This window comes from Saccharothrix australiensis (assembly GCF_003634935.1).
GTDB lineage: Bacteria > Actinomycetota > Actinomycetes > Mycobacteriales > Pseudonocardiaceae > Actinosynnema > Actinosynnema australiense.
This window is the reverse complement of the sequence record NZ_RBXO01000001.1, coordinates 2,400,049-2,419,981: the sequence shown is the minus strand read 5'-3', so window position 1 is coordinate 2,419,981 and position 19,933 is coordinate 2,400,049. Positions and strand designations below refer to the sequence as shown.

Annotated in this window: 16 protein-coding genes; 8 read left to right on the top strand and 8 right to left on the bottom strand. The window is 73.8% G+C overall.

Annotation, left to right across the window (positions count from 1 at the left end; genetic code table 11):
- Window positions 1-60: 60 nt before the first annotated feature.
- The 3 genes from gdhA to C8E97_RS11375 all read right to left on the bottom strand — a co-directional run bounded on the left by gdhA (window position 61) and on the right by C8E97_RS11375 (window position 5,610).
- Complete coding sequence (gene gdhA, locus C8E97_RS11385) at window positions 61-1,389, bottom strand: NADP-specific glutamate dehydrogenase (RefSeq protein WP_425470663.1); 1,329 nt, start codon at window positions 1,387-1,389, stop codon at window positions 61-63.
- A gap of 189 nt (window positions 1,390-1,578) precedes the next feature.
- The gene (locus C8E97_RS11380) at window positions 1,579-4,719 is read right to left on the bottom strand and encodes an NACHT domain-containing protein (protein WP_211346971.1); all 3,141 of its coding nucleotides are present in this window, start codon (window positions 4,717-4,719) and stop codon (window positions 1,579-1,581) included.
- Window positions 4,720-4,845: 126 nt separating this feature from the next.
- Complete coding sequence (locus C8E97_RS11375) at window positions 4,846-5,610, bottom strand: class I SAM-dependent methyltransferase (RefSeq protein ID WP_147455070.1); 765 nt, start codon at window positions 5,608-5,610, stop codon at window positions 4,846-4,848.
- 244 nt (window positions 5,611-5,854) lie between these two features.
- Between C8E97_RS11375 and C8E97_RS11370 the strand changes: the two genes are divergently transcribed.
- The 4 genes from C8E97_RS11370 to C8E97_RS11355 all read left to right on the top strand — a co-directional run bounded on the left by C8E97_RS11370 (window position 5,855) and on the right by C8E97_RS11355 (window position 11,333).
- A complete protein-coding gene (locus C8E97_RS11370; protein ID WP_121004335.1) occupies window positions 5,855-6,886 on the top strand; it encodes an alpha/beta fold hydrolase in 1,032 nt (343 codons plus the stop codon).
- Window positions 6,887-7,136: 250 nt separating this feature from the next.
- Window positions 7,137-8,192 (top strand): hypothetical protein, encoded by a 1,056-nt coding sequence (locus C8E97_RS11365; RefSeq protein WP_211346970.1) that lies wholly within the window; start codon window positions 7,137-7,139, stop codon window positions 8,190-8,192.
- Window positions 8,182-9,861 (top strand): polyprenyl synthetase family protein, encoded by a 1,680-nt coding sequence (locus tag C8E97_RS11360; RefSeq protein ID WP_121004332.1) that lies wholly within the window; start codon window positions 8,182-8,184, stop codon window positions 9,859-9,861. Before C8E97_RS11365 ends, C8E97_RS11360 begins: the two co-directional genes overlap by 11 nt.
- The gene (locus C8E97_RS11355) at window positions 9,858-11,333 is read left to right on the top strand and encodes an L-type lectin family protein (RefSeq protein ID WP_121004330.1); all 1,476 of its coding nucleotides are present in this window, start codon (window positions 9,858-9,860) and stop codon (window positions 11,331-11,333) included. Before C8E97_RS11360 ends, C8E97_RS11355 begins: the two co-directional genes overlap by 4 nt.
- A gap of 159 nt (window positions 11,334-11,492) precedes the next feature.
- Here the strand turns inward: C8E97_RS11355 and C8E97_RS11350 are convergent, their stop codons facing one another.
- From C8E97_RS11350 to C8E97_RS11340, 3 genes are all read right to left on the bottom strand, one after another.
- Window positions 11,493-12,080 carry a M15 family metallopeptidase gene (locus tag C8E97_RS11350; protein ID WP_121004328.1) on the bottom strand — a complete coding sequence of 196 codons (588 nt, stop codon included), beginning with the start codon at window positions 12,078-12,080 and terminating at the stop codon, window positions 11,493-11,495.
- A gap of 146 nt (window positions 12,081-12,226) precedes the next feature.
- Window positions 12,227-12,811 carry a GNAT family N-acetyltransferase gene (locus tag C8E97_RS11345; protein WP_121004326.1) on the bottom strand — a complete coding sequence of 195 codons (585 nt, stop codon included), beginning with the start codon at window positions 12,809-12,811 and terminating at the stop codon, window positions 12,227-12,229.
- Between the two features lie 95 nt (window positions 12,812-12,906).
- On the bottom strand, window positions 12,907-13,806 hold the full coding sequence (locus tag C8E97_RS11340; RefSeq protein WP_121004324.1) for an NAD(P)-dependent oxidoreductase: 900 nt from the start codon (window positions 13,804-13,806) through the stop codon (window positions 12,907-12,909).
- A gap of 59 nt (window positions 13,807-13,865) precedes the next feature.
- On the opposite strand from C8E97_RS11340, the gene C8E97_RS11335 reads away from it, so the two are divergent.
- The gene (locus tag C8E97_RS11335) at window positions 13,866-14,300 is read left to right on the top strand and encodes a MerR family transcriptional regulator (protein WP_121004322.1); all 435 of its coding nucleotides are present in this window, start codon (window positions 13,866-13,868) and stop codon (window positions 14,298-14,300) included.
- 66 nt (window positions 14,301-14,366) lie between these two features.
- Here C8E97_RS11335 and C8E97_RS11330 read toward each other — a convergent pair whose 3' ends face one another.
- Window positions 14,367-14,963: a DJ-1/PfpI family protein gene (locus C8E97_RS11330; protein WP_246018815.1), complete on the bottom strand. Its 597-nt coding sequence runs from the start codon at window positions 14,961-14,963 to the stop codon at window positions 14,367-14,369.
- 105 nt (window positions 14,964-15,068) lie between these two features.
- Between C8E97_RS11330 and C8E97_RS11325 the strand changes: the two genes are divergently transcribed.
- Window positions 15,069-16,019, top strand: coding sequence for a GlxA family transcriptional regulator (locus tag C8E97_RS11325; protein WP_121004317.1), 951 nt, complete (start codon window positions 15,069-15,071; stop codon window positions 16,017-16,019).
- Window positions 16,020-16,046: 27 nt separating this feature from the next.
- Here C8E97_RS11325 and C8E97_RS11320 read toward each other — a convergent pair whose 3' ends face one another.
- Window positions 16,047-17,087 carry an Lrp/AsnC family transcriptional regulator gene (locus C8E97_RS11320; RefSeq protein WP_121004314.1) on the bottom strand — a complete coding sequence of 347 codons (1,041 nt, stop codon included), beginning with the start codon at window positions 17,085-17,087 and terminating at the stop codon, window positions 16,047-16,049.
- A gap of 123 nt (window positions 17,088-17,210) precedes the next feature.
- Between C8E97_RS11320 and C8E97_RS11315 the strand changes: the two genes are divergently transcribed.
- Window positions 17,211-18,740: an AbgT family transporter gene (locus C8E97_RS11315; RefSeq protein ID WP_121004311.1), complete on the top strand. Its 1,530-nt coding sequence runs from the start codon at window positions 17,211-17,213 to the stop codon at window positions 18,738-18,740.
- Window positions 18,737-19,885 (top strand): M20 family metallopeptidase, encoded by a 1,149-nt coding sequence (locus C8E97_RS11310; protein ID WP_121004308.1) that lies wholly within the window; start codon window positions 18,737-18,739, stop codon window positions 19,883-19,885. Before C8E97_RS11315 ends, C8E97_RS11310 begins: the two co-directional genes overlap by 4 nt.
- Window positions 19,886-19,933 lie beyond the last annotated feature (48 nt).

Sequence of the window (19,933 nt, the reverse complement as noted above, 5' to 3'; positions counted from 1 at the left end):
CGTGGGCCGGCTCCGCCCGCCGCCCCGCAACGCTCGCGGGGCGGCGGGCGGAGCCGTCGGTCAGATCACGCCCAGCGCCAGCATCGCGTCGGCGACCTGGATGAAGCCGGCGATGTTCGCGCCCGCGACGTAGTCGCCGGGGCTGCCGTAGGTCTCGGCCGCCTCCAGGCAGCGGTCGTGGATGCCGTGCATGATGTCCGCCAGCCGGCGCTCGGTGTGGGCGAAGCCCCAGGAGTCGCGGGACGCGTTCTGCTGCATCTCCAGGGCGCTGGTGGCCACGCCGCCCGCGTTGGCCGCCTTGCCCGGCGCGAACAGCACACCGGCCTCGGCGAACAGCCGCACGGCGTCCGGGGTGCAGGGCATGTTCGCGCCCTCGGCGACGATCGAGCACCCGTTGCCGACGAGCGTCGCGGCGTCCCGCCGGTTCAGCTCGTTCTGCGTCGCGCACGGGATCGCGACGTCGCACGGGACGTCCCACACCGAGCCGCCCTCGACGTACCGGACGGTGTCGGAGCGGGCCTCGGCGTAGGCGGAGATGCGCGCCCGCCGGGTCTCCTTGACGTCCTTGAGGAGGTCGAGGTCGATGCCGCGCTCGTCCACCACGTACCCGTTGGAGTCCGAGCAGGCGATCACCGTGCCGCCGAGCTGCTGCACCTTCTCCACCGCGTACACGGCGACGTTGCCCGAGCCGGAGACCACGACCTTCTTGCCCTCGAAGGAGTCGCCGCGGACCTTGAGCATCTCCTCGACGAAGAACACCGTGCCGTAGCCGGTCGCCTCGGTGCGCACCTGCGAGCCGCCCCAGGCCAGGCCCTTGCCGGTGAGGACGCCGGACTCGTAGCGGTTGGTGATGCGCTTGTACTGGCCGAACAGGTAGCCGATCTCCCGGCCGCCCACGCCGATGTCACCGGCGGGCACGTCGGTGTACTCGCCGATGTGCCGGTACAGCTCGGTCATGAACGCCTGGCAGAACCGCATCACCTCGCCGTCGGACCGGCCGCGCGGCGAGAAGTCCGACCCGCCCTTGCCGCCGCCGATGGGCATGCCGGTGAGCGAGTTCTTGAAGATCTGCTCGAAACCGAGGAACTTGACGATCCCCAGGTACACCGAGGGGTGGAAGCGCAGGCCGCCCTTGTACGGCCCGAGCGCCGAGTTGAACTCGACCCGGAAGCCGCGGTTGATCTGCACCGCGCCGGAGTCGTCCACCCAGGGCACGCGGAAGATGATCTGGCGCTCGGGCTCGCACAACCGGCGGATGACGGCCGCGTCGGCGTACTGGGGGTGCTTGGCGACCACCGGCCCGAGGCTGTCCAGCACCTCGTGCACCGCCTGGTGGAACTCGGTCTCGCCCGGGTTGCGCCGCAGCACCTCGTCGTAGATCTCGCCCAACTTCTCGTCCAGGATCGCCACGTACCCGATCTCCGATCGTCCGATCACCACTCCACTGTCGAGCGACCAGTCTGACCTGCGGCTTGTCGATGTTCCACGCTGGGGGACGCACCTCACGCGCGGCTCACGGCTTCCCGCACAGGGGGTGACCACCGCGACACGCTCAGCCGCGATCGGGGCGCCCGGCGGTCAGTCGAAGCGGCTGAAGAGGTTCGCCAGGTCGCCGGTGGGCGGTTCCACCCGGTCGTCGTCGCCGAGGAGCCCGGCGCGGAGTTCGTCCCACCCCGGGTGCTTCTTCCGGTCGACGCGCACCCCGGCGGCGTCGAGGACCAGTCGCAGTTCGTCGCGCAGGCCGTCGTAGAAGGTGGGGTCCTGCCACTCCGGTATCCCCAGCAGCACCTCGGGGTGGACGTAGGCGATGCCCAGCACGGTCACCGCGCTCACCCCGAAGCTGTGCGGGTAGGACGCCAGGCTGTGGGCCGCGCGGAGGACGAAGGTCTTCGACAGCGTCCACGCGCGCACCCGCAAGAGCATCGACAACGCTTGCCCGACCCGGCTCAGATCGCTGGACGAGGTGCCCTCCGGCGGGTCCACGACGTAGGCCGGGTTCCCGTGCTCCCCGTGCACCAGGACGAGGACGATCCAGGCGAGTGATTCATCCGCCCAGGAAATCGCATCGTAGGCGATGCGTCGGTCGTGCATCGCCAAGCCCCAGAAGAGCCGCGCCGCGTGGTCGCCCTCATCACCGAGCCGGGCGGACCACAGTTCGACCATCCCCGGCGACTTCACACCGATGTCCAACGCGGACCCCTCGCGCAGGTCCAGGTTGACCACGAGCGCCTGTCGGCTGTCGTCGTCCAGCCCCGCGCGCCACAGCGACAGGGTCGAGCGCCAGTTCGCCAGGGCTTCGGTTCCGTCGTCACCGAACGCGCCGACCAGGCGGAGAGCGGTCCGGTCAGCGGTGAAGCGGACGGCGAGGGTGGTCAGGTTCGCGGAGTACACGGCCAACTGCCGGACGACGTCCAGGGGCGTCGGGCGGTAGCGGTCCAGGCGGGTCGAGCGGCGGCGTCGGCGGAACGTCCGGAGCAGTTCGGCCAACGCGCGCCGGACCTCGTCCCGCCGGTCGGGCGGCAGGGCCGCGAAGACCTGCACGGCGAAGTCCACGAGGTAGGCCCGTGTCATCCACACCTGGTGGGAGAGCAGGGCGAACAGCATCTCGTCGTCGAGTTCCCGGCTGCGGTGGCCGTGGTGGGCGGTGCTCGCCGGCGCCGCCAGCTCGCCCACCACGTGCCGCGCGACCAGGTACTCGCCGAAGGTGGCGTGCAGGAACTCGTACGACCGCTGCCGCTCGCGCGCCACCGCTTCCGGCGCGTGCACGAAGAAGAACTCGCCGAGCAGCCGCGCGCCCTCGTCCTCGGGCAGGTCGTCCTGCTGGGTCAGCTCGGCCAGGTCCTTGCGCAGCGCCGCTTCCCGCACGTGCTGCACGCCCCGGTTGACCATCGCGAGCGCCGCGACGGACAGCCGGAAGAGCTGCTCGTCCACGCGGTCCCGCAGCTCCCGCGGGCGCAACCGGTCGCCCGCGCGCTTGACCACCTCGCGCCGCGCGAACCGCTCGAAGATCCGCTCGTAGAGCGCCGCCCGCGACAGGTCGGCGTCCAGCTTGGGCGAGGCCGGGTCCGCCGCGTAGAGCGCGAGCATGAGCAGCAGCAGGGGCTGGCCGGCCAGGTGCGGCTGGTGCAGCGCCTCGTCGGCGGTGAGCCCCCGGACGACGCCCGCCTCGATCGCGGGCAGGTTGGCGGCGCGCCACTCGGCCAGCCACGCGGCGATCTGGTCCCGGTCGAACTCCTCCAGCTTGACGACCGGGGCGCCCTCCGGGATGTCGACGCGGTCGGCGACGACGGTCCGCGACGTGACCACGACCGCGACCGGGCGGTTCTGCTCACCCTCGATGCGCTGGAACTCCATCACCTCCTGGAGGTAGCCGCCGCGGTCGGAGGCGGCGGCCTGGAGCAGCTCGTCCAGGCCGTCCAGCAGCACCACCAGGACGGTGTCCGCGTCCTGGTCGGTCAGGGCGTCCCACGTCCGGCGCTTGTTGGTGGCGATGTCCAGCGCCTGCTGGATCTGGTCCACCACCGGCGCGCCCGCGCCCACCGCGCGCAGCGGCACCCGGACGACCGTGTAGTCCTCGGGCGGCAGCCGGGCGGCGAGGACCTTCATCAGGATCGACTTGCCCGCGCCGGGGTGACCGAGCAGCAGCAGCGGCCGGGTGGTCGCCTCGGCCGAGGTCAGGTAGGCGGCCAGCGTCAGCTCCAGGTCGCGCTGCACCTGCCGGTCCGACCACCAGCCCTCGTCGGCCGGGCGCGCCTCCGCGTCGCGGACGGCGATGCGGTAATTCGGGGTGACGAACGCCCGCTCGATGGTCGGGAACGTGATGTCGGCGTCGCGCTCGACGTCGTTGGAGACCACGAACCGGGACAGCACGCCGGTGTTCGCCTTGTGCAGGCCCGCGCGGTGCCGGTCGAGTTCCACGCTCGGGTCGCGGACCAGGGACAGCAGCGCCTCGACGCGGGCCAACGCCTGCCCCTGCACGTCCAGGGCGTCGCGCAGGCTCGCGTCGAGCCGCTCGACGCGGTCGCGGGTGGCCGCGTTCTCCCCCAGCAGCGCCCAGAACGCGAACTCGGGCACCTTCTCCGCCAGGCGGAGGTAGAGCGACTCGTAGCGGCTGGTGGCGTGGGCCTGGAACGCCGCGCTGAAGACCCCGCCGAGCGCGGGGCCGCCCTCCAAGCCGTTGAAGAAGTCGTTGGAGCGCCGCCCCATCGCGCCGAGCCAGTGCGAGACCCGTTCGAGGTTCTCGTGGAAACCGCAGGACGGCGACGGCACGGGGATCTCCGACCGGTACAGGGCCTCGTAGTAGCCCTGGTCGGTCCGCCTGCGCTCGCCGACGGCCAGCACGTGGCGCTCGGCGTCCGTCACGGCGAGCGCCTGCGTCGGTCGCCGGCCCAGCGTCTCTTCCAGCACCTCGAAGAACGCCGCCACGACGATCGTGCTGTGCGCGGCCACGATGGCGTCCCGGCGTTCGAGGCGCTTCACGCCCGCCAGGCGGTCCGACAACGAGCCGACCAGGGCGCGTAACAGGCCGATGGCCTCGTTCTTCTGGTCCACCCAGCCCCACAGGGCCGCCAACAGGCCGGCCGGGCCGACCGCCGCCGCGACGCCCGCGCCGAGGACGGCCCCGCCAAGGGCCTTGTCCAGCCTGCCGACCACGTCGGAATCGTGCCGGCCCAGGATGCGCAGCGCGCCGGCGAACGTGAGTGCGGGTTTGCGCGGCATGGCGGCTCCACGGGTGCGACGGGCCTGCGGGGTCCGCCGATTGTGCACCGCGCGCCGGCACGCCCGACAGCGCGGTGCGGTGGTGTGGACGGCGGATCAGCGGATGACCGGCTTACGCGTGGTCGATCAGGTCGGGTTGGTGGCGGTGACGAGCACGCGTCTGGTCAGCGGCATCTCCTGGAGGGCATCCCGGCCCTCGGCCTGGATCATGCTCAGCCCGACGTCCTCCGAGGGGCCGAGCGCCAGCGCCGCGTCGTACACCGCTCGCCTGCGCTCCTCCCACGCCGGCCGCTCGACCACCTCGACGTCGGCGAACCCGGCGGCGCGCAGCACCTCGCCGCAGCGCAGGGTCGCGAACCGCTCGACCACGCAGGCATCGCCGAGCAGGCGGGCTTCCCAGCAGGTCAGCACGAGTCGACCGCCGGGGCGGAGCACGCGCCGCAGCTCCCGCGCGACCAGGTCGCGGTCCGGGGCGAACTGGAGCGCGTCGACGCACATCACGGCGTCGGCCGCACCGTCGGCCAGCCCGGTGGCCGCCAGGTCCCCCTGCGCGAACCGCGCCCTCGACCCCAGCCCGAACGCGTCCCGGCGGTCGGTCGCGGCGGCGACCGCGACCGACGAGCCGTCCACGCCGCACAGCGCCGCGCCGACGCGCCGCGCCACCCACATGCCCGGCCCGCCGCGCCCGCAGGCGAGGTCAACCAGCAGGTCGCCGGGCCCGACGCGCACCGCCGAGGCGATCTCGGCCAGCCCGGACGCGGGCACGAAGGAGAACGGCTCCACCTCCGGCGGCAACTCCGGGTCGAGGAGGCGCGGGAACTCCCGGCGCAACCACTCCGACCGCGCCGAGGACCGGAAGGCGTCGTCGAACGTCTCGGGGAGTTCGCCCATGCCGCCAGGGTAGGCGCGCACCCGCCGCGCCGACAGGACCGCGCCGCACCGGCCCGCCGGGCGCACGGCCAATTCCGTCCACTATGGACGCTCCCGGTCGAACGCCCGCTGTGGACCGGCCGTGCCACCAGCCTATTCCACGCCGCCGTCTGGCCACAACGGACCCGATGAGGCAGATTCTCACCCAGGCGGGATCGCCGCACCGACGACCTCGCGCACCGACCCCCGGACCGGAGGACCGCCCGTGACCGAAACCCAGCACCACGACCTCGGCGACTTCACCCTGCAACACGGCGCGACCCTGCGCGGCGCGCGGCTCGCCTACGCGACCTACGGCACGCTCGCACCCGACAAGTCCAACGCCGTCGTGTACCCCACGTGGTACTCCGGCCGCCACTGGGACAACGAGTGGCTGATCGGCCCCGGCATGGCCCTCGACCCGGACAAGTACTTCGTCATCGTCCCGAACATGCTCGGGAACGGCCTGTCCACCTCGCCGAGCAACACCACCGGCGGCTACGCCGGGCCCCGCTTCCCGCACGTCACGTTCCACGACCAGGTCCGCGCGCAGCACGACCTGGTGACCAGGCACTTCGGCATCGAGCGCCTCGCGCTGGTGACCGGCTGGTCGATGGGCGCGGGCCAGACCTACCAGTGGGCCGTGAGCCACCCGGAGATGGTCGAGCGCATCGCCCCGTTCTGCGGCTCGTCGCGGACCAGCTTCCACAACCAGGTCTTCCTGGAGGGCGTGAAGGCCGCGCTGACCGCCGACGCGGCGTTCGCGGGCGGCTGGTACGGCGACGCGCCGCCGGTCGTCGGCCTGCGCGCCGCCGCCCGCGTGTACGCCGGGTGGGGCTTCTCCCAGGCGTTCTACTGGGACCGGGAGTGGGAGAAGCTCGGCCACACGTCGCTGGAGGACTTCCTGGTCGGGTTCTGGGAGGGCTTCTTCCTCGACGACCGGGACCCCAACAACCTGCTCACCATGCTGCGGACCTGGCAGACCGCCGACGTCGGCCTGACGCCGGGCTTCGACGGGGACACGGTGGCGGCGCTGGCCTCGATCCGCGCCACGGCCATCGTGATGCCCGCCGAGAAGGACCTGTACTTCCCTCCGGAGGACGAGGCGTGGGCGGTCGGGCACATGGCCGACGCCGAACTCCGGGTCATCCCCGGCACCTGGGGGCACTTCGCCGGGCACGGCAGCAACGAGCCCGACACGCGCTTCATCGACGCGGCGCTGCGCGACCTGCTCGCGCGCCCCGGCGGCCTCGGCTGACCGGAGCGGTCGGACGTGGCCGGGGAGTGGACGGCGTGGTCGGGGGACCACGTCGTCCACCCCGCGCCACCACGTCCGCGAGCCCCCGGTTCCCCCGGCACGGTGACCGATCGGGCGGAAGATCGACCTGAGCGGGTGACAGGGCCCCGTGGCACCGCCTGACGGCCGACGACGCCGGCACCATGTCGCCGACCAGTCCCCGCTGTGGCGTCGGTGCGCGGCACAGCCCGAGTGAACCGGAGAGTCGCGCGTGCCGCTGCGCCCCACCGATGAGCGGCTGCCCGCGCTGGGTGTCCGCGGGCCGTTCCCGCGGTCCGAGCTGTGCCACCCGCACGACCGCGAGTGGCTGCACTACGCGTTCCTGGCCCCCGACACCGGCCACGTGGTGATCTCGAACCTGTCCGTGCTGGGCGCGGAGCAGCCCGCCGGCGAACCGGACCGGTGGGCGCCCCAGCGGATGTCGATCCTGCTGGTGCACGAGCCTGGGCACGGGTGGTCGTCCAGCCAGTTCAACGCGGTCCGACCGGACGAGGCGTGGTCGACCTTCCGCCTGCCGCACCCGCACGGCGCGCCGGGCGCGTTCCGGGTCGCGGCCGTGACCGGCAGCCCGGCCGTGGACCTGCGGCTCGCGCGCACCAGCCGGCCGTGCACGTCCCAGTGCTCGTCGTTCGGGGACGACGAGTTCCTGCGCTGGCAGTCCGAGCCCGGTGTCCGGGGCCGGGGCACGCTGCGCGGCGAGCGCGGCGAGGTCGTCCACGACCTGCTCGGCTACCACGAGCGGGTGCGGGGCCGGTGGAGCTGGCCGGTCATGGGCGGCTGGGTGTTCGGCTTCGCCAACGCGCCCACGGCCGATCCGGCCGGCGCGCCGCCGTGGTCGGTGGTGTTCACCCTGATCCAGCCCGAGTACCCGCGCGACGCGCCCACCGGTTCGGTGATGGTGTGGCGCGGCGGGCGGCTGGCGCGGCACTTCCCGCGCCGCCGGTTCCAGCTCGCCGTGCACGGCGAGCTGGACCTGGACCGGGTGACGCTGACGCCGCCGCTGGCCGCCACGCTGGGCACCCCGCCCGCGCCGCCGGTGCCGCGCCGGCTGCTGCTCGCCGCGCGCATGGGCGCGGACCGGCTGGTCATGGACTTCCGGGCGATCACGGCGGCGCGCATCGCGAACCCGTCGGAGACCAACCGGCGGCCGTTCAGCGTGCACGAGCTGCTGGGCCGGTGCGCGGTCGAGGGGGTCGTCGGCGGCCGGGAACTGGGCTTCGAGACGTACGGCGTGGTCGAGTTCGCAGGAGGGGCGCATGGGGACTGAACCGGCGATCACCACCGCGCCGCACACGGGGGCGCGGCTGCTGGCGGACACGGTGTCGGCGCTGTCGGAACGCGCGCCCGCCATCGTCGCCGCCGCGGCCGACCAGCTGCGCGGCGTCGTGCTGGGCCTGCACTTCCACGACGGCAGCCGAGCCACGCTGACCGTGCGCCACAGCCGGCTGCTGGTCGAGCCCGACCTGGTCGGCGACCCCGACGTCGAGGTGGTCTTCGACGACCGGGCGATGAACCTGATCTTCGACGCCCAGCGGCCGCCGGTCGAGCAGGTGCTGCCGCACAGCCTGGACGTGCGCGGACCCCGCGCCGGGGTGCTGGCGGTGTGGCGGGCGTTCACGCTGCTGTCCCAGCGCGCGTCGGGGCTCCGGTTCGTCCAGCAGCTGTGGCGCGAGTACCGCGAGCGGTCGCCCCGCCTGTGGGGCCCGGTGGCCGACGGCGCGCCCGACCCGCTGTCACCGCACGGTGCCACCGCGACCGGGTGGCGCGCCGTGGACTTCCTCGCCGCGCGCCGCCCGCTGGACGTGGACGAGGGCACCAGGGCGTTGATCGGCGGGACGGTGGACACCGCGCCGCGGCTGCTGTGGGACGGGCGCCGCAGCGACGGCTGGTGGGAGGCCGGGCCGGTCGGCGACGCCGACCTGGTGGAGACGATGCGGGCCTGCCGGGCACGCGCCAACCGGGAGATCGACCTCCTGCTGCCGGACCGGGAGCCGAAGGCCGACCTGTACGACCTGATGGGCGCGTACCCGACGCGGCAGGGCAAGGGGCTCCGGCCCACCCTCGTGTTCGCGACCTGCGCGGCGTTCGGGGAGAAGCCGGAGCACGCGGCGCGGGCGGCGGCTGCTCTGGAGCTGTTCCACAACGGCTTCCTGGTGCACGACGACATCGCCGACGAGTCGACGCACCGCCGCGGCCTGCCCACCCTGAACGCCGAGTTCGGCAACGGGGTCGCGGTCAACGTCGGCGACGGGCTCAACCTGCTGGCGGTCGACGCGGTGCTGGCGAACCTCGAAACGCTCGGCCTGGCCAGGACGCTGGGGCTGATCCAGGAGGCCATGCACATGTGCCGGGAGTCCGTCGAGGGCCAGGCCATCGAGCTGGGCTGGATCCGCTCCCGCGTGGTGCCGCGCGAGGACGCCGACTACTTCCTCATGAGCACCAAGAAGACCGGCTGGTACACGTGCATCAGCCCGTGCCGGATGGGCGCGGTGTGCGCCGGGGTGACCGACCCGGCCGTGCTGGGCCGGTTCGACGAGGCGTTCCGGCTGATCGGCATCGCGTTCCAGATCCAGGACGACATCCTCAACCTCGTCGGCGACGAGGCCCTGTACGGCAAGGAGGCGCTCGGCGACCTCCTGGAGGGCAAGCGCACCGTCATGTTGATCCACCTCTTCCGCACCGCGAACGCCCGCGACCGCAAGCGGCTCGCGCGGGTGCTGAACCGGCGGCGCACCGACAAGTCCCAGCAGGACGCCGAGGAGCTGCTCGCGGCCATGCGCGAGTACGGCTCGCTCGACTACGCCGTGGACCTGGCCGACCGGCTGGCCGCCGAGGGCATCGAGCGCTTCGAGCACGACCTGGCCGTCATCCCGGAGAACGAAGGGAAAGCAGTGCTGCGACAGATCGCCCACTACGTCACCTCCCGGCCGCTGTGAGCGTCGACGCCGGCGACGACCGGTCCGCCCTGCACGAGCGGGACCTCGCGACGCTCGGGTTCGTGCACCAGGCCAACCTCCGGCTGCGGGCGGTGCTGTGCACCCTCGCTCGGCGCGGTGTCGCGCTGCGGCAGGCGGAGCCCGAGCGCGCGCGGCAGATCCTCGACGCGCTCGCGCCGTGGCCGCTGTACAAGGGTGGGCAGTTCCTGTTCGACCTGCTCGAATGGGAGGACTTCATGGTCGACGGGGAGCCGCCGCCCGTCCTGTCCCACGCCGACCTCGTCGGCGTGCTGGACCTGCCGCTGCGCTGGCTGGCCGCCACCGCCGCGCCACCGCTCGCGGTGACGCCCGCGCCGCTGCGGCAGACCGCAGCCGCCTTCGAGCTGCCGGTGCGGTGGCTGGCCGCCACCGCGCGATCGGCCCTGCACGGCGCGGTGCGCGACCTCGCGCAGGTGCTGGGCACGCCGACCGCGAGCGACGACGGCGCGGGCGACGACCGCGACGGGCCGCTGCCCGCGTTGGAGAGCGGGTTCTACCTGTACCAGGACGTCGTGCTCGGCCTGTTCGAGCTGACCGGGCCCCGCCTGCCGGGCTCGATCGCGACCGACCCGCCGCCGTCCACCGCGGGCGACGACGTCCCGGCCGGTGACGACGACCCGGCAGGTGACGACGTCCCCGACCCGGACGGTGCGCCCGAGCCGGGGACGTCCACCGACGTCTTCCCGATCGTGGAGCCGTTCCAGGGCGGTGACGTGACGGGCCTGGCGCACGACTGGACGCTGCACGGCGACGCCACGCTGACGGCGGACGACGGGCTGCAACTGACCCCGAACGAGCGCGACCGGGCGGGTACGGTGCTGCTGAACACGCCGTTCCCGTCCCGAGCCGGGGTGTCCATCGAGTTCGACTACTACGCCTCCGGCGGCAACGGCGACGGGTTCGCCGTCTACCTCATCGACGGCGAGCACGACACGGGCGTCGGCGGCTACGGTGCCGGGCTGGGGTACGCGCGCGGCGGGGTGGGCGAGCGGGACGGCGTGACGAAGGGCTACCTGGGCATCGGGTTCGACCGGTGGGGCAACTTCTCGACCACCCTGGCCGGTCCCGTCGACGGCGGCGCGCGTCGGCCGCACACCGTCGCGCTGCGCGGCTCGGGCGACCGGGCCGAGGGCTTCCACCACCTCGCCGCCGTCGGCGTCGAGGGCGGGCTGGACGCCGTGTGGGAGGACGGTGCCCACGTGCGGGTCGTCATCGTCGACGCCGTCGTCACGGTGTCCCTGACCCGCGCCGGCCGGACCACCACCGTGTTCGACGGGGTCGACCTCGCGGCGGCCCGCGGCCAGGTCGCCGTGCCCGCGACGTTCAAGCTGGGGCTGTCCGCCAGCACCGGCTACGAGACGTCGGCGCACCGCGTGCGCAACCTGGTCGTCACCATGCCGGAGACCACGGCGGATCGCACGTCACCCGCCTGACGCGCCCTGACCGCCGACGGCGGCGAGGTCGGGCCACCGGGGCCCGGCTCGCACAGCGGACCCCGGTGCCGAACGCCCACCGCGCCGGCCGAGGGCGGTCGCGACGGACCGCCGACGACACCGCCCGTGCGGTACCGGGCCGCCGGCCGCCTGCGGTGGTCACCCCGCCGCGTCGTTGCGCTGCTCGGGGCACTCGCCGCCAGGGCTCGTCAGGAGTTCGAAGTGCCACATCTCGTTCGCGTACACCTGGCACAGGCCGTACTCCGCGCCGTTGCGGCCCAGCCAGTCGGCGGCGTCGGTCGGACCGATGTCGATGGCCTTGCCGGACACGTGCGCGGACTTCTCCGGCGTGCTGACCAGCCGCCGCGCCTCTTCGAGGCTCCCGTAGGCGGTGACCGCCCGGTCGAGCAGGCGCTGCTGGTACTCCTTGCTCCGCCAGCCCGAGGTGACCCGCAGCTCGACACCGGTCGACCGGGCGTCCTCCGCCGCCTTGCGCACCGCCGCCACCAGGTCCGGGTCCAGCTTCCGGATCGCGACGTGCTCGGCGTCGAAGGGCGAGATGCTGCTGTTCTCGGCGATGCTGCCGTCCTCGCCGGGCCGCGCCGCCCCGCCGGACGACCCGCCCGCCGAGGGACCCTGGCCGCAGGCGGACAGCGCCACCACGAGCACACCGGCCACCGCCGCCGAAGCACGGCGGCCCGACCGCCCACCACCATCACCGAACACGCGCACCCACTGGCGGACCATGCCTGCCTCACTGGTAGAGCCGGAGTTGGACACCTCCGACACTGCCCGCGCGATGCCCGCGTCCCGTGCGCGTCATGTCCGCGTTCTGCAACAACCGCGCCACCGCGCGGGGCCGCCACCGGGGACGGCCGGGTGGAACGCGCCGGTCAGGGCACGCGCCGGTGGCCGTTCCCGTGCTGCCGCGCGGCCGACCGCCACTCGGGCGCGAGGACCGACCACAGCTCCATGTCGTACCGCTCACCGCCGTGCGGGAAGGACTCCCGCAGCACGCCCTCCCGCGTCATGCCCAGCCGGCGGGCGACGGCGACGCTGGCCAGGTTGCCCGCCGCCACCACCCACTCCACGCGGTGCACGCCGCGTTCCCCGATGGCCCAGTCGATGATGACCCGCGCGGCCCGCGTCGCGAGCCCCCGGCCGGCCGCCGACGGCTCCAGCCAGCACCCGGCCTCGGCCGTGCCCATCGGCACGTCCATCGTCCGGAACAGCACGCCGCCGACCAGCGTCCCGTCGAGCCACGTCCCGTAGATCCGGCCGGTGTCCGCCGCGGCCTTGTCCGCGTACCGCTGGAGGTACGCCCGGCTCGACGCCAGGTCCGTGACGGCGTCCGCCAGCCCGACGTAGCGCCCGATGAACTCCCGTCCGCGGTCGATGTTGGCCAGGAACTCTTCGGCCTGCCACGGTTCGAGCGGACGCAGCTCCGCACCGTCGTCGCCGAGGGGGATCGAGAACATCGTGACCTTCCGGTGCCGGGGGAAGCGCGGGCACCGCCAGGATTTCCCGCGCCGGCGCGGTGGGGCAACCGACTTTCCGGCGTGGCCGCCACCCGTCACGCGCGGGCCGCGTTCGCCTTCTTGAAGACCTCGAACACCGCCAGGTAGTTCCGGTCGCCGTGCCCCTCGGCGATCGCGCGCTCGGCGATGCCCTGCATCAGCCTCGGCTGGTCGTCGTGCACGCCCTGCTCCCGCGAGGTCAGGGTGATGTGCTCCAGCGCGTTGCGGTTCATCTCCAGGGTGCCGAGGTCACCGGGGTAGTGCCCGGCGTCCAGGGCGGGCGCCTGCTCGGCCAGGGACGCCTGGACGACGGTGGGCAGGAACCAGTCGAGGGCGAGCCCGGCGAAGGTCGCCGCCGGGACGCCCGCCGAGGCCACCAGGGCGCTCGCGTGCAGGAAGCCGTTGGTGGCCGCGTACATCAGGTCCAGCAGCGCCGTGTTGTACAGCACCGCGAGGCCGGGGTCCGCGCCGAGGTACCGGGGGTCGCCCAGGCTCGCCAGGGTGGCGCGGTGCCGGTCGAACACGTCCTGCGAGCCGCTGTACAGGAAGACGGAACCCGGGTGCCCCACCAGCGGCGGCTGCACCATGATCGCGCCGTCGAGGTACGCGACGCCGCGCTCGTCGGCCCAGTCGACCGCCGCGCGGGCCTCGTTCGGCGTGCCGGAGTTGAGGTTCACCAGGACGCGGCCACGCAACGCGTCCCCGGCGGCGTCGAACACGGCGTACATGGTGTCGTAGTCCTTGAGGCACATGATGGTGAGGGGGCTCGCGGACGCGGCTTCGGCGACGGTCGCCGCCCGCCGCGCGCCCTTGCCGACCAGCTCGTCGGCCTTCTCCGGGGTGCGGTTCCAGACGGTCAGCGGGTGGCCCCGCTCCAGCAGGGCGGCGGCGAGCGCGAGGCCCATCGGGCCGAGGCCGACGACGGTGACGGGGGTGCGGTCCAGGTCGGAGGTCATGATCCGGACGGTAGAGTCTCACACAGGTGTGAGAGTCAACTCGGTGTGGTGGTGACCACGTGCGCATCGGAACCCTGTCCCGGCGGACCGGCGTCAGCATCCGGCTGCTGCGCTACTACGAGGAGCAGGGCCTGCTGGCGCCTCGACGCCTGCCCAGCGGGTACCGCGAGTACGGCGAGGCGGACGTGCGCACCGTGCGGAGCATCCGCACCCTGCTCGCCGCCGGGCTGAGCACGCGCACGATCGCCGAACTGCTGCCCTGCATGGTCGACGACGGGGAGGGGCCGGCCCCGGGGTGCGCGGACCTGCTGCCCGACCTGTACCGGGAGCGCGAGCGCCTGGACGGGGCCATCGCCGACCTAGTGGCCGCCCGCGCCGCCTTGGACACCATCATCGCGACCACGCCACCGCGCGAGCCGGACGACCTGGACGACCTGGGTGACACGGGTGACCTGGATGGCACGGACTCCCGCTGTTCCGCCACGGCCCGGTAGTCGGGCGCACGGCACGAGGCGCACGGCACGAGGCGTGCTGCGTCCACTGTGGACGAATGGTGGGCGTCATGACGCGGCGCGCCACACGGTGCCGCGGCGTTCGTGCTCCAGCACCCGTTCGGCGAGCAGCGCGGCCTCCGGCCCGTAACGGCGCTCCACCCACCACAGCCCCAGGTCGAGCCCGGACGTGACACCGCCGGAGGTGACCAGGTCACCGTCGTCGACGACCCGCGCGTCGACGACCCGCCCGCCCCGCGCCCGGAGGTCTTCCAAGGCCACGTGGTGCGTGGTGCAGGGCCGACCCCCGGTGATCCCGGCCGCCGCGAGGAGCAGCGTGCCGGTGCACACCGCCGCCAGGACCACGCCGGGGCGTTGCGCGTCGGCGAGCGCCTTCGGCAGCGCGCCGCGGCGGATCTCCAGGTCCACGCCGGAGCCTTCGCCGTAACCGCCGCCGGGCACGAGGACCACGTCGGCGGACGACGGCGACCAAGGGGCGCGGACGACGATCTCCGCGCCGGACGCGGTGGTCACCGTCCGCGGGCCGTCGACGGTGACGTAGGTCGTCCGGATGTGGTCGAAGACGCCGAAAACCGCGATGGGGCCGACGAAGTCCTGCTCCTCGACGCCGTCGTAGAGCACGGCGTGCACGGCGAGGGTGGTCACGTGATCCTCCGAAGTCGTTGGCATGTCGGGTGATCACGAGTATGTGCGGCGCGGGCGACGGGCGGGCAGTGGCGCGGAGGACCGATATGCGTAACATCCGGCCACATGCCCGTCATCGCCGTCCTGGCTCTCGACAACGTGGTGGCCTTCGACCTCACGATCCCCTGCCAGGTGTTCGCCGCGGCGCGCCGGGCCGACTCGTCCCCCGCCTACGAGATCCGGGTGTGCGCCGAACCGGTGGTCACCGCGACGGCCTGGGACCAGGAGGCGTTCCGGCTCTCGTCGCGCTACGGGCTCGACGACGCGCGCGACGCGGACACCGTGGTCGTGCCGGGCGCGGACCCGGACCGCCCGCCCGGCCCCGGGGTCCTGCGGGTGCTGCGGGACGCCGTGGACCGGGGCGCGACGGTGGCGTCCATCTGCACCGGCGCGTTCGTGCTCGCGGCGGCGGGGCTGCTCGACGGCCGCCGCGCGACCACCCACTGGCGGCTCGCCGGCCTGCTCGCCGAGCGCCACCCCGAGGTCGAGGTGGACCCGTCGGTCCTGTTCGTCGACGAGGGGCGGGTGCTGACCTCGGCCGGCGTCGCGGCCGGGCTGGACCTGTGCCTGCACCTGGTGCGCCGCGACCTCGGCGCGGCGGTGGCGGCCGACGCGGCGCGGGCGATCGTCATGCCGCCGCAGCGCTCCGGCGGGCAGGCGCAGTTCATCGAGCACCGCGACCCCGACCGCGACCCCGACGACCTCACGCCGACGCTGCGCTGGGTCGAGGACAACCTCGACCGGCCGCTGTCGCTGGCCGACATCGCGGCGCAGGCGGCCATCAGCACCCGCAGCCTGTCCCGCCGGTTCCGCGCCCGCACCGGCACCACACCGCTGCGCTGGGTGCTGGACCGGCGCGTGCAGCGGGCGAGGGAACTGCTGGAGACCACCACCCTGTCGGTGGACCGGATCGCGCGCACGGCGGGGTTCGGCTCGACGGAGGCGCTGCGGCACCACTTCGCCCGGCAGGTCGGCACCACGCCCGGGGCCTACCGGGCGGCGTTCCAGCAGCCCTGACGGCGCGATGCCGACCAGGGGCGGCCCCTACGGCTGCGGGCTCGGCAGCAGGTCCGGGAACCGGGGCACGCCCAGCAGCACGCCCTCCCGCGGTATCCAGAGGCGCTTGGTGACCCGCAGGATCATGGACACCTCGGCGTGGACCACCGCGTCCACCCCCGCGAGCTGGTCGTCCAGGAAGTCGGCCAGCGCCGGTTCGTCCTGGAACACCGCCTGGCACAGCAGGCTCGACGTGCCGGCGACCCTGGCCAGGTAGCGGGTGCCGCCGTACCGGGTGAGCGCGTCGGCGACGGCGGTCGCGTGGCCGAACTGGGTGCGCAGGCCCAGGATGGCCTCCGTCCGGTAGCCGAGCGCGCCGGGCTCGACGTCGACGCGCGGCTGGAGCAGCCCCTCGTCCAGCAGGTTCAGCACCAGGCGGCGGGCCCTCGGCTGGGTCATGCCCAGGGCGCGGGCCAGGTCGGCGTAGGCCATCCGCGCGTCGACCCGGAGCAGGGTGACCGCGGTGCGCTCCTCCTCCGACAGCGGGCGCGGGCGCTGCGCGAAGTCCGGCAGCGGCCGGGCCAGCGCGGCCCGCTGGGCGCCGGTCAGCCGGGGCAGCCGCCAGGAGGACGCCTTGCGCACCACGCGCAGCTCGATCTCGCTGCGGGTGGCGATGATGCCGGGCACGGCGGGCAGCCGGGAGGTCAGGAACTCGGCGCGCTCGCCCCGGCCGGGCACGGCGGTGCAGTACACGCCCGCGCTGCCCGCCGTCGTGCAGCAGAACACCACCTCGGGCATGGCGGTCAGGGTTTCCGCCACCTGGTGGATCAGCCTCGGCTCGGTCCTGATCCAGCTGTGTATCCGGGTGCCCTCGGACACCAGCGACCGGTGCACCTCGCACACGAACCGCAGGACGCCCGCCTCGGTCATCCGCTCGACCCGCCTGGCCACGGTCCGGCCGGTGCTGCCGAGCACCTCGGCCACCCGGTCGAACGCGGCGCGCGGGTCGAGCTGGAGTGCGGCGATGATGTCCAGGTCCACGTCGTCCAGAGCGGCTTCGCTCTCGGCGGGTCGCGCCGCAGTCACCATGCGTCGATCCTAGAGGTCGGAAGGTGCGTCGGATTAGAACGATCTAGAACAAGCCATTGACGCAATTGAACGCGAGTGGTTCTGTATGCGTCCATATCGTACGGACCATCCCAGGAGGACTGCATGGCGGGAACGCGGACGCGAGAGCGGGAACCTGCGCTGCTGCGCTTCCTCGGCGTGGTGGAGCGGGCGGGCAACCGGCTACCCGACTCGTTCTGGCTGTTCTGGATCCTCAGCGCCGTGCTGCTGGTGGTCAGCCGGCTCGCCGAGGGCGCCACCGCCACCGCGCCCGGCCAGGGCAAGCCCGTGGTGGTCCGGAGCCTGCTGTCCGGCGAGGGGCTGCGCGGCATGATCGGGGACGCGGTCGACAACTTCGTGTCGTTCCCGCCGCTCGGCCTGATCATCGTGGTGATGTTCGGCGTCGCGCTGGCCACCGAGACCGGCCTGCTGCACGCCCTGCTGCGGGCGAGCATCGTCAAGGTGCCCGCCGGCTGGCTGACCTTCGCGCTGGCGTTCACCGGCATGACCGCGCACGTGCTCGGCGACAGCGCCTACGTCGTGCTGGTCCCGCTCGGCGGCGTCATCTTCCACATCCGGGGCCGCAACCCGGTCCTCGGCGTGGTCGTGGCGTTCGTGTCGATCTCGGCGGGCTACGACGCCAGCCCGCTGGTCACGCCGACCGACACGCTGCTGTCCGGCCTGACCACCTCGGCCGCCCGGCTGATCGACCCGACCTACGTGGTGTCGCCGCTCGCGAACTACTTCTTCGCCATCGCCTCGGCCGTGGTGCTGTCCGGGGTGATCACCCTGGTCACCGAGAAGGTGCTGGTCCGCCGGGCCGCCGCGCTGACGCCGGACACCCCGCCCGCCGACGACGTGACCGCCTCGGTGGCGCTGGGCGCGGACGAGCGGCGCGGGCTGCGGCACGCGGGCGTCGCCGTCGCCGCGGTGCTGGCCGCGTGCGTGGCCGCGCTCGTCCCGGCCGGCTCGCCGCTGCGCGGCGAGGGCGGTGGCATCCTGAACTCGCCGCTGCTCAAGGACGTCGCGGTGGTGATCTTCGTGGTGTTCTTCGTCGCCGGGCTGGCCTACGGCCGGGCGGTCGGCAAGGTCCGCACCTCCGGCGACGTGCCGAGGCTGATGGCCGACGGCACCCGGCCGCTCGCGCCCGTGCTGGTGCTGTTCTTCGCGATCTCGCAGTTCCTGGCCTACTTCAAGTGGACCAACCTCGGCCCGTACCTGGCCATCAAGGGCGCGAGCGTGCTCCAGGGCGCGAACATCAGCACCCCGCTCCTGCTGCTCGGCATGATGCTGGTGGTCACCTTCATCAACCTGGTCGTGACCAGCGGCTCCGCCCAGTGGGCGCTGGTCGGCCCGATCTTCGTGCCGATGCTGATGCTGCTGGGCGTCTCGCCGGAGCTGAGCCAGGCCGCCTACCGCATCGCCGACTCGTGCACCAACGCGATCACGCCGATGAGCGCCTACTTCGTGATGACGCTCGGGTTCATGCGGCAGTACCGCAAGGACGTCGGCATCGGCACGCTCACCTCGATGACGCTGCCGGTGGTCGCCGCCCTGTTCGTGGTGTGGACGGCGCTGCTGATGGCCTGGTGGGGCCTCGGCCTGCCGCTCGGACCGGGGGTGCCGGTCCGATGAGCACCCCGCTGGAACTGCTGACCGCGCGCCGGCGCGACCTGGTCGACGACCTGGCCCTGCTGGTCGGCACCGAGTCGCCCAGCGACGACCGCGAGTGCCTGGACCGGATGGCCGCGCTGCTGGCGCGGTGGTCGCTCGACCGGCTGCCCGGCGCGACCGCGCGCAGGCAGGCGCACGGCGCGCTCGGCGACGTGGTGGAGGTGCTGGTCGAGGGCGCGACGCCGGACGAGGTGCTGGTGCTCGGGCACTACGACACCGTGTGGCCGCGCGGCACCCTGGACGAGTGGCCCTTCGCCGTCGCCGACGGGATCGCCACCGGGCCGGGCGCGTTCGACATGAAGGCCGGCCTGGTGCAGGCCGTGTGGGCGGTGGCCGCGCTGCGCGACCTCGGCGTGCCCGCGCCGACCGTGCGGTTCCTGTTCACACCGGACGAGGAGATCGGCAGCAAGGCGTCCCGGCCGGTGATCGAGCGGGCCGCGCGCGGGGCCGCCGCCACCCTCGTGCTGGAACCCGGCGTGGCCGGCCGGGTGAAGACCCGCCGCAAGGGCATCGGGCTGTTCCACGTCGACGTGCGCGGGGTCGAGGTGCACGCCGGGCTGGACCCGGAGAAGGGCGCGAGCGCCGTGACGGCGCTGGCCGAGGTCGTGCTCGCGCTGCGCGACGTCGCCGCGCCGGACCGGGGCACCACCGTCAACGTGGGCGTGATCAGCGGCGGCACCCGGACCAACGTGGTCGCCGGGCACGCGCGGGCCGAGGTGGACGTGCGGGTGGCCACCGAGGACGAGGCGCGCCGGGTCGACCGGGCGCTCGCCGCGCTCCGGCCGACCGACCCGAGGGTGGAGCTGGTGGTGGGCGGCGACTGGAACCGCCCGCCGATGAACCCGCACCCCGGCAGCGTCGAGCTGCTGGGCCGCGCGCGGGCGGTGGCCGCCGGGTACGGCCGCGAGCTGGGCGAGGTCGCGGTGGGCGGCGCGAGCGACGGCAACTTCGTGTCCGCCGCGGGGTGCCCGGTGCTGGACGGCCTCGGCGCGGTGGGCGACGGCGCCCACGCCCGGACCGAGCACGTGGTGCTCGACGGGATGCCGTACCAGGCGGCGCTGGTGGCGGGGCTGCTGGCGGACCTCGCCGCGCGCCCGATCGCGTGACGGTCCCCGGGTGCGGCGGGGCGGTCCACCCCCACCGCACCCGGACCG

Bases quoted from the DNA above. Each gene is read 5' to 3' on its own strand.
- C8E97_RS11315 (WP_121004311.1), top strand. From the start codon at position 17,211: ATGGCGGGAACGCGGACGCGAGAGCGGGAACCTGCGCTGCTGCGCTTC.
- C8E97_RS11345 (WP_121004326.1), bottom strand. From the start codon at position 12,811: ATGTTCTCGATCCCCCTCGGCGACGACGGTGCGGAGCTGCGTCCGCTC.
- C8E97_RS11325 (WP_121004317.1), top strand. From the start codon at position 15,069: ATGCCCGTCATCGCCGTCCTGGCTCTCGACAACGTGGTGGCCTTCGAC.
- C8E97_RS11380 (WP_211346971.1), bottom strand. From the start codon at position 4,719: ATGCCGCGCAAACCCGCACTCACGTTCGCCGGCGCGCTGCGCATCCTG.
- C8E97_RS11320 (WP_121004314.1), bottom strand. From the start codon at position 17,087: ATGGTGACTGCGGCGCGACCCGCCGAGAGCGAAGCCGCTCTGGACGAC.
- C8E97_RS11310 (WP_121004308.1), top strand. From the start codon at position 18,737: ATGAGCACCCCGCTGGAACTGCTGACCGCGCGCCGGCGCGACCTGGTC.
- C8E97_RS11340 (WP_121004324.1), bottom strand. From the start codon at position 13,806: ATGACCTCCGACCTGGACCGCACCCCCGTCACCGTCGTCGGCCTCGGC.
- C8E97_RS11375 (WP_147455070.1), bottom strand. From the start codon at position 5,610: ATGGGCGAACTCCCCGAGACGTTCGACGACGCCTTCCGGTCCTCGGCG.
- C8E97_RS11360 (WP_121004332.1), top strand. From the start codon at position 8,182: ATGGGGACTGAACCGGCGATCACCACCGCGCCGCACACGGGGGCGCGG.
- C8E97_RS11350 (WP_121004328.1), bottom strand. From the start codon at position 12,080: ATGGTCCGCCAGTGGGTGCGCGTGTTCGGTGATGGTGGTGGGCGGTCG.